Here is a 15,147-nt window from a genome sequence, read left to right on the forward strand (position 1 = left end):
GTATAGGTGTGCATAAGCACACATGCAAGTGCCGCGCTGAAAATTTGTGCGACACGCCGATACCGACGATTAGATAACTACAGCGCGAGCACGGTTACGCCGACTTCGACGCGATGCGCGCCGCCGCCGAGGATCATCCCGCGCAGCAGCGACACGTCGCTGTAATCGCGACCGATCGCCAGCGTGATGTGATCGCGATCCGCGAGGACGTCGTTGGTCGGATCGAGGTCGATCCAGCCGCTGCCCGGGCAATACACCGATACCCACGCATGCGACGCGTCGGCGCCGATCAGCCTCGGTTGACCCGGCGGCGGATCGTTGCGCAGATAGCCGCTGACGTAACGCGCGGGCAACCCGAGCGCGCGCAGACAGCCGATCATCACCTGCGCGAAATCCTGGCAGACGCCGCTTTTCAACTCGAACGCGCGTTCGGCGGGCGTATCGAACATCGTCGCGGACGGACGGTACGCGAAGTCGGCGTGAATCCGGTGCATCAGGTCGATTGCGCCGACGGCGACCGGCATCCCGTGCGTAAAACTGTGCAACGCATACGCGCGAAACGCGGGCCGTATCACGATGTTCGGCGACGCAAAGCAGAACTCCGCTTCAGGCCTGAACTCGCCGCCCACACTGTAGCGAAACGCATCGGCGACGGTTTCCCACGCGGGCGTGCCGGCGGCATCGAGGCGGGTCCAGCGCGAAGTCAGAGCAACCGTGGTTTCGCTGACCATCTGCAAGCGCTCGTGCGGCGCGTCGAGCGCGAAATACAGCACGTCGTTGCCGAATGCATCGACCCGGCTATGCACGTACGACGGCTTCGGCTCGATGCGCTCGTCGTGCGACACGACCCGCTGCCACGCGCTGTTGAGCGGCCGGATCGTCGCGAGATGCTGCGCGGTTTCAACGTAAGTCGAGTAGTGATACGTGGTCCGATGCGACACGGACAGCACGGTGGGAGCGGCCGGCGCGCTCGCCGGTGCAGCAGTTTGAGTCATGACGACACCTGCGATGCGAACGTCGTCGCGTGACTGAAATAACGGGCGCTGATTTCATTGGCCGCCAACCCCACCGCCGCGCCGAGCGTGTCGCACAGATCGATCAGCGCGGTGTACTTGCCACCCGGCGAAGTGGCGCACAGCCGTTCGAGCGACGGCAGCGTCTCGACGCGCGGCAACCATTCGGCGAAAGGCCGACGTCGCGCGATACCACCGCCCGCCGCCGCCGCGATTTCGTCGAGTTTGCGGCACAGACGTCCGTACACGCCATACAGACCGCGTGGATTGGTCGGTTCGATTACCAGCAGGTCGATCAGCGCGGGCACTTCGAAGCGCCCCGGATACAACTGCCGGTACGTCAGCGTGCTGTCGAACAGTTGCAGCAGCAGATCGAATCCGGCCGGGCTCGCGAGTTGGCCTTTCTCCGCGACCACGCGAAGAATCGACGTCATCGCCGCGACACGCTCGATGTGCCGTCCGGCGAACAGCAGACGCCACGCTTCGTCGCGCGTCATCCGGTCGCCTTGTGCGCCGCTGATCGCCGACAATTGCGTCGCGAGGTGCTCCAGTGCATTGGTCAGCGCCACCCGGTCGTAGCGGTTCTGCATCGGTTTGCCGGTCGCGCTGCCACGGCTGACGCCGTTGCGCGCCGGTTCCGCGGCGCCGTTCGTGGTGCTGGCGGCGCTCTCCATGCCACCGAACAGCGGACCGCTCGACGCCGCCGACGACGGCGCGAGGCGTCGCAACGCATCGCGGAAATCGTTACGCGCGGCGAGAATCGTGCGCCAGTGATCGTTCGACAGACGGCCGCGAATCTCGCCGTTCGCGCGCGCCTGCCACGCCAGATTCTGGCCGATGCTGGTTGCGCCGGCGGTCTCGTTCAGGTTCGCGACGAGCGTGCGCTCGAATGCCTGAAGCGACTGCTGCGCGGGCAGATCGCCCATCTGCACGAGGCCGCCCTGCACGGCCAGTTCGACCAGCGTTGTGAACATCGGATCGGCGTCGGTGCCGTCGAGCGAGCCGAGAATCAGCCGCATCAGGCGCACGTTGTTTTCGGCGCGCTCACCGTAACGTCCGGACCAAAACAGATTTTCCGCCGCGCGACTCGACACCGTGCGATGTTTGCGCGCGAGGTCGGACGGCTGCATCGGCGAAGGCAGCATCGAGAAATTCGACGTCGGCGCGCTCGACAACACCCACGTGTCGATGCTGCTGCCGCCAAACTGCATCGACACCGTGGCTTGACGCTCGCCCGCGAGCCGCGTGAAGCCGCCCGGCATCACATGCCAGCCGCCGTTCGAATTCGCGATCGCATACACGCGCAGCACCGACGGCCGGTTGCCGAGCACGCCGTCTTCATAGCGCGGCGTGCTTGCAAACGGCAACGGCAATTGAATCGTGAAACCGTCGGGCTGCGCTTCGATCCGCTTACGCCAGGTCGATAGCCGTTGCAGCCCTTCGGACAAACCGGGCGCGACGTCGCGTTGTGCTGCGGGCAGCGCCGGCGAGACCGGCGGATTCGGCCAGGTCGGTTCGATAAACGCGTCGTCGAGATGCGCGAACGCGTGCTCGCGCGCGGCTTCCTCGCCGCACCACCAGGTCGGCACGCCGGGCAGCAGCAACTCTTCTTCGAGCAGCGCATGCGCGATGCCCGGCATGAAACCATGCAACGCCGGCGATTCGACGAAGCCCGAACCCGGCACGTTCGACACGATCACATTGCCCGCGCGCATCACCTGCAACAGGCCCGGCACGCCGATCGACGAATCCGCGCGCAGTTCGACCGGGTCGCAGAACGCGTCGTCGAGACGGCGCAACACCACGTGAACCCGCTCGAGTCCGGCGAGCGTCTTCAGGTACAGCATGTCGCCGCGCACTGTCAGGTCTTTACCTTCGACCAGCGTTACACCCAGATAGCGCGCGAGAAAAACATGTTCGAAATAGGTTTCGGCAAACGGCCCCGGCGTCAGCAACGCGATATGCGGCGAGCCTTGCAATCCGGCGCCGTCCTTGGTGCCCATCGTCGCGCGCGCGGATTGTGCGAGCGTCGCGATCAGTTGCGAATACGTGGGTGCAAGACGATGCACATGCAACGAACGGAACGGATCGGCGAACAGGCTCGACACGATCAACCGGTTTTCGAGCGCGTAACCAAGTCCCGACGGCGCGCCGGTCCGCTGCGACATCACGGTCCAGCCGCCGTTCGGCGCACGCGCGAGATCGAGTGCGACAACTTGTAAATACTGACCGCCCGGCGGCGTGAAACCCCTCACCGAGCGCAGATAGCCAGGATGCCCGAACACCAGCGCAGGCGGCAACAATCCCCGTTGCAGCAGCGTTTGCGGGCCGTAAATATCCGCGACGATCGCGTTCAGAAGATGCGCACGCTGTTCGATGCCACGCGCCAGTTCAGCCCACTCGGCCTCGCCGATCAGCAGCGGCAACAGATCCAGCGACCACGGGCGTGGTTCGCCGTTGTCGGCGTAGACGTTGTAGCTGATGTCGTTGTCGCGGATCTGCTGCGCGACCGCGGCGCTCTTGCGTTCGAGATCGGCGACGCCGTCCTCTCCCAGACGCTCGAAAAACTGCCGCCACGGATCGCGCAGCACACCGGCTGCGTCGCGCAGTTCGTCCCAATGCCCTTCGCGGACCGGCAAGGGCCGCAAGAACCGCAGCATGGCATCCGCGTCCGCGTTGAGTGCGGACGCTTCGAAGGGCAGAGTCGATTGAAATGCCAAGATTAGTATCGGTTATAGGGTTTGGCGGTCACCGGTAGCGCAAGTCCAGCGTGAACGGGAACTCCAGACTGCGCTGCGGCGGTTCGGCCGTCAGCGGTCCGGGCGTGTGGCCGGTCGTGAAGAAACGCGAACGACGCCGGCTTTCGGCCTCGTAAGCGTTGACCGGGAACGTCTGGTAATTGCGCCCGCCCGGATGTGCGACATGATACTGGCATCCGCCGATCGAGCGGCCACTCCACGTATCGACGACGTCGAACGTCAGCGGCGCATCGACGCCGATGGTGGGGTGCAGCGCCGACGGTTGCGCCCATGCCCGGAAGCGCACGGCCGCGACGTATTCGCTGACGCGGCCGGTGGGTTGCAACGGCAACGTGATGCCGTTCACGGTGATCCGGTGACGGTTGTCGTTCAGACCCAGCACCCGCACTTCCAGCCGTTCCACCGACGAATCCACGTAACGCACCGTGCCACCCGGCGACCCTTCCTCGCCCATCACATGCCACGGTTCGAGCGCGGTGCGGACCGTCAGCGCAATCCCGTTCGCGTTCATTTCGCCGACCAGCGGGAACCGGAACTCGAAGTGCGGCGCGAACCATTCGGCGTCGATGGCGTAGCCGGATTCGTTCAGATCGGCCAGCACGTCGTCGAAATCCATCTCGATGAAGGTGCCGAGCAGGAACCGGTCATGCAGTTCCGTGCCCCAGCGCGTCAGGCGTCCGGTGTACGGCGTGTGCCAGAAGCGCGCCACCAGCGCGCGCAGCAGCAGTTGCTGCGCGAGGCTCATGCGCGCGTGCGGCGGCATTTCGAAACCGCGCAGTTCCAGCAGACCGAGACGACCGGTCGGACCATCGGGCGAATAGAGTTTGTCTATACAGAACTCTGAACGGTGCGTATTGCCCGTCACGTCGATCAGGATATTGCGCAGCGACCGGTCGATCAGCCACGCCGGCAATGTCGCGCTATCGCGTCCGCCGAGCCGGTCGATCTGATATTGCAGTTCGCGGAATGCAATTTCCAGCTCGTACACCTGGTCGTTGCGTGCTTCGTCGACGCGCGGCGCCTGACTGGTCGGTCCGAGAAACATCCCCGAGAACAGATACGACAACGACGGATGATTCAGCCAGTATGCGACCAGACTCGCCAGCAGATCCGGACGTCGCAGGAACGGACTGTCGGCGGGCGTCGCGCCGCCGAGCACGAAGTGATTGCCACCGCCGGTGCCCGTATGGCGGCCGTCGGTCATGAACTTCTCGGTGGACAGATAGGTTTCGTGCGACGCCTGATACAGAAACTCGGTGTGATCGACCAGTTGCTTCCAGTTCGACGCCGGATGGATGTTCACTTCGATCACGCCCGGATCGGGCGTCACCTGCAACATCTTCAGACGGGGATCGCGCGGCGGCGGATAGCCTTCGATCACGATCTTCATGTTCAGATCGGCGGCCGTGACTTCGATCGCGGCGAGCAGGTCGAGATAGTCGTCGAGCTCGGTCAACGGCGGCATGAACACGTGCAACAGTTTCAGACCGCTGCCGAACTTGTCCTCTTCGACTTTCGGGCCCGCCGCACGCGCCGGGTCACGCGCCTCGACGCACAACGCAGTGCGCGTCAGCCAGCCCGCCGATTCGCCGTGCTCCGGCACGCGCGCGGCCAGCGACGGGCCGCGTCCGTGCGGACCGTAACCGTTGCCGCTACCCGGGCCGCGACCGTCCGCGGTGCCGAAAGCCGCCGCGCCGTGCGGGCCGTTACCGGTCGCGAACGCGTCGCCGCCCGGCGTGCCCAGCGGCTCGCCATTCGGACCGAGTTCACCGCTCCGGTACGCCGTCGATACGCCTTCGTATTGCGAGCGCAGTTGGGCGGCGCCACGCAGCGGCGCGGCAGGCGCGAACGGATCATGCGCATGCTGATACGGATAGTCGCTCGCCGATACCCACGGCAACGAATCGAGCGGCAAGCGATAACCCATCGGCGAATCGCCCGGAATCAGATACATCCGTTCGTCGCGGAAGAACCACGGTCCGCTGACCCACTTCGACGGATTCAGCGACTTCGCTTCGGAACGCGCGATCGGCAGCACATAGCCGGTCGGCGCGGCGAGCCCCGCGTCGAACACGCGACGCAGACGCATCCGTTCGAGTTCGTCGTCGAGGCGCGTGTCGAACGGATCGACATTGACCGGCAAGCGACGCTCGCGCCACAGGTAGTACCACGCGTCTTCGTAGCCGGGCTGGATAAACGACGGATCGAGCGTCAGCTTGCCCGCCAGATGCGCGAGGAAACGCTGCGCGTCGGCGGCGGTGTACTCGCCCGGCTCGCGGTCGTCGGCGAAACGCGACGGGTCGTTCCAGCACGGCTGGCCGTCCGCGCGCCAGTAAAGCGACAGCGCCCAGCGCGGCAGTTGCTCGCCCGGATACCACTTGCCCTGGCCGATATGCAGGAAACCGTTCGCGCCGTATTCGGCACGCAGCTTGTCCATCAGCGACAGCGCGTAGCCGCGCTTGGTCGGTCCGAGCGCGTCGGTATTCCATTCGGCGGCGTCGCGATCGCGCACCGCGACGAAGGTCGGTTCGCCGCCCATCGTCAGACGCACGTCCATCGCCGCGAGGTCGTGATCGACCTTCTCGCCCATCTTGAGCACGTCGGCCCAGACTTCTTCGGTGTAGGGCTTGGTCACGCGCGGCGTTTCGAGCACCCGCTCGATCGACATCGTGTGTTCGAACTCGACTTCCGATTCATCGACGGCGCCGGAGATCGGCGCGGCGCTGCCCGGTTCCGGCGTGCACGCGACCGGAATATGGCCTTCGCCGGCCAGCAGACCCGACGTCGGATCGAGGCCGATCCAGCCCGCGCCCGGCAGATAGACTTCGCACCACGCGTGCAGGTCGGTGAAGTCGACTTCGGTGCCGCTCGGGCCGTCGAGCGATTTCGTATCGGGCGCGAGTTGCAGCAGATAGCCGGACACGAAGCGCGCGGCGAGACCGAGCTGACGCAGCGTTTCGACCAGCAGCCAGCCGGAATCGCGGCACGAGCCGGACTTGCTGGTCAGCGTTTCCTCGGGCGTCTGCACGCCCGGTTCCATCCGGATCAGATAACCGATATCGCGTTGCAGACGCTGGTTCAGCGCGACCAGGAAGTCGGCGGTCACCATCGGTGTCAGGTCGATGCTGGCGACGAACGCGGCGAACAGCGGCGTCATTTCGCGCTTGATCATGTACGGCGCGAGTTCGTCGGCGAGGCCCGGCGCGTAGTCGAACGGGAATTTTTCCGCGGACGGTTCGAGGAAGAAGTCGAACGGGTTGTAGACCGCCATTTCGGCGACCAGATCGATCGTGATCTTGAACTCGCGGGTCTTCTCCGGAAACACGAGGCGCGCCTGGTAGTTGGCGAACGCGTCCTGCTGCCAGTTGATGAAGTGGTTTTCGGGCTCAACCCGCATTGAATACGACAGGATCGGTGTACGGCAGTGCGGCGCCGGGCGCAAACGGACCACCTGCGGCGACAGCCCGACGAGCCGGTCATACCGGTAGTGGGTGACGTGGTTCAACGCGACGCGGATCGACACATGAACTCCTTCACAAAGAGTGGCAGCCCGCCAAAAAGCAAGCTTTATGCCGTTGACTTCGAAAAATGCGGCTTATCTATCGTGTGGTTGCTGCTGATTCGTTGCCTGCTGTGTTGCGTGCTGTGTTCCCGTTGCTGCCGGATTGCGCTCGGCGCTGCCAGCCCGCCGCAAGCCCGTCCCGACGCGGTCGGACGCGACCTGGGCCCGGGCTGCGCGCGATCCGTGCGCGCCAGCATAGTGCCATCGGCGGTCGTTGCGCGAGTGTTTGTATTTCACCGCGTTTCCGGCGTCGCGCGTGGCCGACAGCGGCCGCACCACGGCGGCGCATCCAGCATGCCCCATCATGCACGTACTATGCGTTAATCCGGTGACCCGCCAAAATTATGCGGCACGAAGTTTGCGTCGACACTCCGGTTGCCATCATCGCGATGGCGCGGCTTCAGGCCGGTTAGCGGCTTGATTCGAATGCGTTTTTAATCCAGGCCGATCGCCGTGTCGAGCCCGCCTGAATTTCCGTGACTCACTTCTTTCTGGCACGTTGAAACCGATGAAAACCTTCCACTGCAATCGCTGCGAGCATCTCGTGTTTTTCGAAAACGTGCAGTGCGAGCGCTGCAACGCGCTGCTGGGCTATGTGCCGGCGCTCGGCGAGATCAGCGCATTCGAAGACGCAGGCGACGGTCGCTGGCGCAGTCTGCATTCCCAGGCGGACGGCGCGCTGTTCCGGCAATGTCATAACTACGCGGTCGAAAACGTCTGCAACTGGATGATTCCCGCCGACTCGACTGACGACCTCTGTGCCTCCTGCCAGTTGACCCGGACCATCCCGAACCTCAGCGAGCCCGCCAACCGGCTGTACTGGTACCGGTTGGAAGCGGCGAAGCGGCGGCTGTTGTACACGCTTGGGTCGCTGGATCTCGAAGTCGTATCGCGCGCGGCCGATCCGGAACACGGCCTGGAGTTCGTCTTCCTCGAAGATACCGGCGAGGGCGGCAAGGTGATGACCGGTCACGATAACGGTCTGATTACGCTGAACATCGCCGAAGCGGACGACGCGCATCGCGAGAAAGTCCGTACCGCGATGGGCGAGCCGTACCGGACGCTGCTCGGCCATTTCCGGCATGAAACCGGGCACTTCTATTTCGATCGTCTGGTGAGCGGCACGCGCTGGAACGAGCCGTTCCGCGCGCTGTTCGGCGACGAGCGCAAGGACTACGGCGAGGCGCTCGACGAGTACTACCGCGACGGCGCGCCGGCCGACTGGGCGAAGTCGTACATCAGTGCGTACGCAACGATGCATCCGTGGGAGGACTGGGCCGAAACCTGGGCGCATTATCTTTTGATCGTGGACGTGCTGGATACGTCGACGTCTTACGGCGTCGCGCTGATCCCGCACGATCCGACCGAGCCGACGCTGACCGACCAGACGCCGGTCGAGGATGCGAGCTTCGATAATCTGATGAAGCGCTGGTTTCCGCTGACTTACGCGTTGAACAGCCTGAACCGCAGTCTGGGGATGGCGGACGGATATCCGTTCACGCTCGCGCCGCCGGTGATCGAGAAGCTGCGCTTCGTGCATCGGGTGATCGCGGATGCGGCGGGCAGACGGACGACAGTGGCGGCGGCTGGGGTGGAGCCGGGGGTTGCGCCAATGGCGCCAGTGGCGCCGGGCGGGACCGCGCCTGCCGTGGTCGATCCTGTGACGACGGCGCCGGTTGGAAGCGCACCGGGGATCGCTCCGTCGGCGGAGCCGCCCATCGCCGCGCCCGCGCCGGTATCGACACCCACCGAACCCGCGCCGGAACAGCCGAATCTGACGCCGCCGCAGGCAGTCTCGAACACGCCGGTCGTCTAGTCACCCTTCGACGCACGAAACGCTCGCGCATAAAAAAAGCCCCCGCAAGCGGGGGCATTCAACGTGACCGATGCGTCGGATCAACCTTCGCACGTCCACTCTCTCGAAGTCAGATCACCTGCAACCGTTCAATACGCGACGTACGGGCCATTGCCGCCCGGCGTGCTTTGCTGCTCGATCGCGGCATACACGCTACGGCCGTAGAAGAACGGCAAACCCCAGTCGAAGATCGAGTTGTCGACGAAGGCCGGACCGGCCAGCAACGGTTGAACCGGGTCGCCGTTGTAGGTCGTCGCCAGCGTCGCCGCATTGCCAACGCTGAAGTTCACCGCGCTCGTCGTGCCGTTCGCGCCAATAATCGTGGCGCTGAACTGCTGCGTCGAGGTCGGGCAGTAATAGGAACTGTTGCCGCCGCTACAGGCCGACATCGCGGTCGTCTTGAAGAACAGGCCGGTCGAGCCGCTGTCGATCAGACTGTTCGAATACGTGACGCCGTTGAACATCGTCGTGAAGCGGCCGTCGTTGGCGTTCACGCCGATCACCTGCGCACTGCCCAGCCCGTTATTGCTCTGCGTGCCGATCCCGAAGATCAGTTGTCCCGTCAACGACGACGCGGCTTCGGTCGCGATCGACGGTAATACCAGCAGCGAGCCGTTGTTATCGGTCGCGAAGTAAGGAACCGGATTCGCCACCTGATATTGCTCGGCCAGCGCAATCGACGTGCAGGTCGATGTGCAGTCGTAATACGTGGCCGGCACTGCGGTCGACACGCACGCCGCGCCGCAATCGTGCTTGAACACGCCGATCCCGAGGATGCCGTTCGCGCCCAGCGCCGACGCAGCGCTACGCGACGAGCCGACGCTCTGGCAATCGGTCGGCACGGACTTGTAGCTCGGATCGATTACCTGGACCGGCAGCGACGACGCTTTCTCGCCGGCAATCTGCATGTCCGCGAGACGCACGGAACCCCACGTGTAGCCGTCGAAAAACTGCATGCATTCGGCCAGCGAATGGCCCGAGCCGTCCTGTTCCTGCGGCAACGCCATCGACGACGGCAATTGCGACGCAAACACCCGCAAGCCCCACGAACCCGTATCGACCAGCACGTGATCGATGGTCGTGCAGTTGGTCGTGCCCGGCGCGCACACGGTGACGCTGACGAACGGCATGTTCGGCACGTTGTTGATGCCGTTGTCGATCGTCACGGCGGCCGCGTTCGCGGACAACACCTTCAGCGAGGTGGTGGTGGATGTGGACGGCGTGCTGACCGAACTGGACGTCGAATTCGACGACGTGCTGGCACTGCTGCCGCTGCTGTCGCCACCGCCGCCACCGCCGCACGCGGACATCAGCAGCGCGGCCAGGCAGGCACTCAGCAGCAGCATCGCGAATGAATGAATCTTGCGCATGCGGGCCTCTTACTGGATCGCGCCGGTATCGACGCCGGACGGCACCGATTTCGGCAGATACGCATGACCGGCAAAGGCACGCAGATGGCCTCCCGACTCGACCACGAGGTCGTCGGTCGAGACACCGGGAATCGCCGTGCGGGTCGCGGTCGCGGCGACATACGGCTCGAACGACGCGCCGAGCAGCGTCTTCAGGTCGGGCAAGGTCGGACCCTGCCACGCGACGCCGAACACCACGCCGCCGGCCGATACGAATTCGCGGACCGTGCCGCCGGTCGGCAGCGTCAGAAGATGGACGGTGTAACCCGATTGCTGCGTGGCGCTATGCGCGGTCGCTTTCAGTTGGGACGCATCGGTATCGATCGATCCGACGGTCTGGCCCAGCGCGGCGAAAGCGGGAAGCGGACAGACAAAAGTCGCCCCCAGCATTGCGCAAGCAATGCCTGTGTAAAGCATCGATTTCAAGTGAATTCCTTCGAGATGAAACGCGGTGACTAACCAGTCCGATCACACGCGACAAACACGGAGCGCACTCCCCTCATCCGGCGAGAGCCGGCACGTCGATCACTCAAGAAGCTGCGTGAGTGCATCTACGGAGTGGCGGGCCGAAACTTTAGCGGTCCGATACGTGTGTTGCAATCGTTTGCGATCCGGCACTTAAGCGGTCAATCGCCTGTGCGCCGGATAGCCGTTTGATCTGAAGAGAAGGATTACCAAGGGTCGCGGCTTGCACGGATTTTTTTGCAATTCGCGATGTTTGAAGCGAACAGATGTGCGTATTTTGTCCGGGCAAATAAATTTTTCGTAAGCGCTGATATTCACCCGGATTTATTAAGGATACGCTTCAAAATGATCGGTATTTTTGTTATTTCATCATACTAATAACACTGCACTGTTACTTTTATCTGATGATTAAATCTCGGGTAATCCCGAGGAAAAACTTCGCATAAACGGTAACTTTCAGCCCAACCTTCAAAACGATGGCGAAAAAAATGCCGGTCGCCAACCTTTCGGTGGACCGGCATTCTGTATCGTCAACTCTCCGCAATTCGCGAATATTTAAAACGCCTGATTAAAACTCAGACCTTTTTCTGCTGAAGCAGCGTTTTCAGTTCCTGGACATTTTCCTCGACGCGCTTCGCGATCACCGCGTACGACTCCGCTTGCGTCTGGTACGCCGCCTGCGCGAGTTGCTGCATGTCGGCGAGCGCCTTGTGCAAGGTCTGCTGCACCAGTTCCGCCGCCTGCGGCGACGGCGTGCCGCCAGACGTGGTCAACTGCCCCGCCAGCGTTTGCAGTTCGGTGAGCGTGGTACGCAGCATGTCCGCCTGTTTCTGCGCAAGCGACTGCATTCCGCTGAAGGCCGCCTGATTGGCCGTGACGAGCGCTTCCACGTCCTTGCGTCGCGCTTCCATGATGGCGGGGACATCGAAGCCCGGCAATTTGAACTGCTCGAGCATTTTGGTGAAATCGCCAAACGGATTGGCGGCGTCAGGTCGTAGCATACCCAGTCTCCCTATCATGATGACAATGGTGCCGGCTGCGTGAACTGCCGGTGCGCGCCGCGCAAAAGCCGCGCAGCGGACCGTGCGGCCGGTCGCGTGTGAGCTGGATTTCCCGCTTTGTCATGCTGCGGGGCATCGCGGCATCCTCAACAATCATGCGCTTTCTTACCGCGTTCCGCCAGCGCACCCACCCTGGGCAAACCCGTCCGCCGACGCCGCGCCTTGCCGGACCGGCGCGTGCCGGGCCACCCGCGCGGCTGTCACGATTTCGCCGCAAACCGATGTAAGGCAGCGTGAGGAAACCGTAACCCGTTGCTGCGTTTTGTCGTCTAACTTCATGGGGTGCTGGCGCAACGTTGCGCCGGCGTTTGATCCGATGAGGCTTCCACCATGAAACTGGCCTTTCCGAACGCGGCAACGGCCGCCGCGCTCGCCGCCGCCGTCCTGTCCGTTGCATCCATGTCGTCCGCCTTTGCTCAGGAAGCGCCTCCGCCGCATCCGCCGATGGGCCCGGGCTTCGCTGTCGTCAACGACCTGGAGCAACTGCGCCGCCTGTATTCGATGACCGGTCATCCCGAGCAGATCGTCGCGGTGTATCACGACGTGCTGAACAAGACCCAGGATCCGTTCCTGCGCCACTACGTCTACGATTCGCTGGCGCGCGAACAATTGAAGCCGACCAATCCGGATCAGGCCATCGCGACGTTGCGCACCAGCCTGGCTGAAGACCTGGTCGCGTCGAACAGGATGCCGAAGGACGGTGGTCCGGGTCATCCGCACGGTCCCGCACCGGAAGCCGGCGCACACGGCACGCCGCCCGCGCCGCCGCCGGGCACGCCGGAATAAAAACGACGGCGCGTCGTTCGACGCATCGTCCGTAGCAGCATCGTGGGGCCAGCCGCGCTTTCGGGCGCGGCTGGCCCTGCGCGTTTCCGCGCGACGCGAACACGTCGCAATCCGGCGACGCGGAAGGCCTTATCATCGTGGCCTGACCTTTCTCGCCGAGCATCATGCCTCTTGCCGTTCGCCGCTTTTTGTACCGCGCCGTCGTTCGTCCGCTGAGCGGCTCCGCTTCAGCCAGCCGTCACCTGCACCATCCGGAGCCTGCCCGGGCGCGCTATCTCGCGCCGCTCGCGGCGCTGTGCATCGCGCTGACGGCATGCAGCACGCCGACACCCATGAGTTCGGTTGCACCTGTCGATCCAGTCGGGTTGTTCCCGATGTCGGCCTACGATCAGAACGTCGATCACTGGCTCGATCCCGCCGATCCCAACTACGACCAGCCGTTTCTCGGCGATGCCGATCAGCACGCGCACTTCGCCGCGTTGCGGGCGCGCTACTTCGGCACGTCGGCGAAAGATCCGTCGCCGTGGAATCCCGCGTATGTCGTCACGCGCGTCTATTCGCATGCTGGCGCGGATATCGCCGCGTTGCAGCGCCGCCGGATCGCGTGGTTCGACAACACCGGCAAAGCGCCGCACGACATCGGTTACGGACAGAATTTCCGGCCGCACACGCAGGCGTGGATCGACGCGATCGCGCGCAATATGGATGTCGGCCAGTTCGAACGCGACGCGCGCTATCTGCCCGCGCGGCGCGCAATCTCGACGGACAACGTGCTGGTTCGCGAACTGCCGACGTTCGATCCGTCGTTCTACAGTCACCGGCTGGCAGGCGAAGGCTATCCGTTCGACAACCTGCAGATTTCCGCGCTGCGGCCGGGCACGCCGCTGTACGTGCTGGGCAGCAGCCTCGACGGCGGCTGGCGCTATGTGCAGACGCCGGAAGTACAAGGTTGGGTTCGTAGCGACGAGATCGCCGCCGTCGACGAAGCGTTCGTCACGCAATGGCGCGACGCCGCGAACCACGGACTCGCTGCCGTGATCGTTGCATCTGCATCGATCCGCGACACGCGCGGCACGTTCCGGTTCGATGCACCCGCGGGCACGCTGCTACCGCTCGCGTCGGCATCGGCAAACGCCGCCCGTGAGTCCGCCACCTCGCAAAACGCGAGGACGGTGCTGATTCCCGCGCGCGACATCGACGGCAACGCAGTGATCCGCCGCGCGCAACCCGACGCTTCGCAACTCGCGACGTTGCCGTGGCGCGCGACGCCGCACCACCTCGCCATGCTGATGACCGGCTTGATCGGGCGGCCTTACGGTTGGGGCAATACGGGTTTCTATAACGACTGCTCGTCGGAATTGCAGAGCATTTTCGCTGCGTTCGGCGTGTGGTTGCCGCGCCATTCGTCCACGCAGATGAGCGCCGGCCAGATGACCGACCTGTCCGCGTCGAGCGTCGGGCAACGGCTCGACTGGCTGGTCGAGCACGGCAAGCCGATGCGCTCGCTGATCTACATCGGCGGTCATGTGATGCTGTATATCGGCACGACGACCCGCGACGGTCGCACCGTGCCGGTCGTCTATCAGGACGTCTGGGGCATGCGCCCGGCGGACAACAGCCGTCGCGCGATCATCGGCGGCTCGGTGATCCTGCCGCTGCTCGCGCAAATGCCGGAAGACCCGGCGCTCGAATCGCTGGCAGGTACGCGGATCTTCCAGGTCAGCATTCTCGGTGCACCCGACGGCACGACACCCGTTCCACCCGACGACGACAATCCCGCCGGTTAATGCGTCGTCCCAGTGCGCTTTTTGCGAACTGGGACGACCGCCGCGAAATTAACGCGGCTGGCGACAGTATGACAATTCAGTATCTACACAGTTACCCAGGATTATTCGGTCAGAATTGCGTATGTTTTGGACGTAAATAATTCTCTAATAAGTAATATATTAGCTTCCGCAAAACATAAACCGGACGACGCGCCCGATTTAAACGCCGGACCGGCCGCAAACGCCCGCCAGGCGGGCGATCAGAACAAATTTCCGTAATTTGTTCGACCTGGCCGAACGAAGTTCTTATTTCCTAAATTTCTTCAATTGGTTTCCTTGTGTCATCGACACAATTCATCCGTCGCCAAACGTTTGCGGTGCTATCGCCTTTTTTCTAAAGCCCTCATACTGCGTTCCAGACTGATTTTCGATTCGTAATAACGCGCGCGCCTAACCTTATGTTTCGGGTTT

General features: G+C 63.6%; 8 protein-coding genes and 1 pseudogene. 3 read left to right on the forward strand and 6 right to left on the reverse strand.

Features of this window, described 5'->3' with window-relative positions:
• Nucleotides 1–77: 77 nt before the first annotated feature.
• Genes PW947_RS06430 through PW947_RS06440 form a run of 3 tightly spaced genes read right to left on the reverse strand, consistent with a single transcriptional unit; the run spans nt 78 to nt 7,295 of the window.
• Nucleotides 78–995: a transglutaminase family protein gene (locus tag PW947_RS06430; RefSeq protein WP_299630225.1), complete on the reverse strand. Its 918-nt coding sequence runs from the start codon at nt 993–995 to the stop codon at nt 78–80.
• On the reverse strand, nt 992–3,733 hold the full coding sequence (locus tag PW947_RS06435) for a circularly permuted type 2 ATP-grasp protein (RefSeq protein ID WP_299630226.1): 2,742 nt from the start codon (nt 3,731–3,733) through the stop codon (nt 992–994). The genes PW947_RS06430 and PW947_RS06435 overlap by 4 nt, the downstream gene beginning before the upstream one ends.
• Before the next feature lie 28 nt (nt 3,734–3,761).
• Complete coding sequence (locus PW947_RS06440) at nt 3,762–7,295, reverse strand: transglutaminase family protein (protein ID WP_299630227.1); 3,534 nt, start codon at nt 7,293–7,295, stop codon at nt 3,762–3,764.
• A gap of 547 nt (nt 7,296–7,842) precedes the next feature.
• Between PW947_RS06440 and PW947_RS06445 the strand changes: the two are divergent.
• Nucleotides 7,843–8,904: pseudogene (locus PW947_RS06445) on the forward strand (putative zinc-binding metallopeptidase); the annotation flags it as partial.
• Between the two features lie 374 nt (nt 8,905–9,278).
• On the opposite strand, the gene PW947_RS06450 reads toward PW947_RS06445, so the two are convergent.
• From PW947_RS06450 to PW947_RS06460, 3 genes are all read right to left on the reverse strand, one after another.
• Nucleotides 9,279–10,559, reverse strand: coding sequence for a DUF3443 domain-containing protein (locus tag PW947_RS06450; RefSeq protein ID WP_299630229.1), 1,281 nt, complete (start codon nt 10,557–10,559; stop codon nt 9,279–9,281).
• 9 nt (nt 10,560–10,568) lie between these two features.
• Entirely contained in the window at nt 10,569–11,015 is a 447-nt protein-coding gene (locus PW947_RS06455) for a DUF2844 domain-containing protein (protein WP_299630609.1), read from the reverse strand.
• Nucleotides 11,016–11,638: 623 nt separating this feature from the next.
• Entirely contained in the window at nt 11,639–12,064 is a 426-nt protein-coding gene (locus tag PW947_RS06460; protein WP_299630231.1) for a phasin family protein, read from the reverse strand.
• Between the two features lie 390 nt (nt 12,065–12,454).
• Here PW947_RS06460 and PW947_RS06465 point away from each other — a divergent pair, with 390 nt between their 5' ends.
• Nucleotides 12,455–12,910, forward strand: a complete 456-nt coding sequence (locus PW947_RS06465) for a hypothetical protein (RefSeq protein ID WP_299630232.1) — start codon at nt 12,455–12,457, stop codon at nt 12,908–12,910.
• A gap of 164 nt (nt 12,911–13,074) precedes the next feature.
• On the forward strand, nt 13,075–14,697 hold the full coding sequence (locus PW947_RS06470; protein WP_299630234.1) for an SH3 domain-containing C40 family peptidase: 1,623 nt from the start codon (nt 13,075–13,077) through the stop codon (nt 14,695–14,697).
• The last annotated feature ends 450 nt before the right edge of the window (nt 14,698–15,147 follow it).

This window comes from Paraburkholderia sp. (assembly GCF_028283785.1).
Classification (GTDB): domain Bacteria; phylum Pseudomonadota; class Gammaproteobacteria; order Burkholderiales; family Burkholderiaceae; genus Paraburkholderia.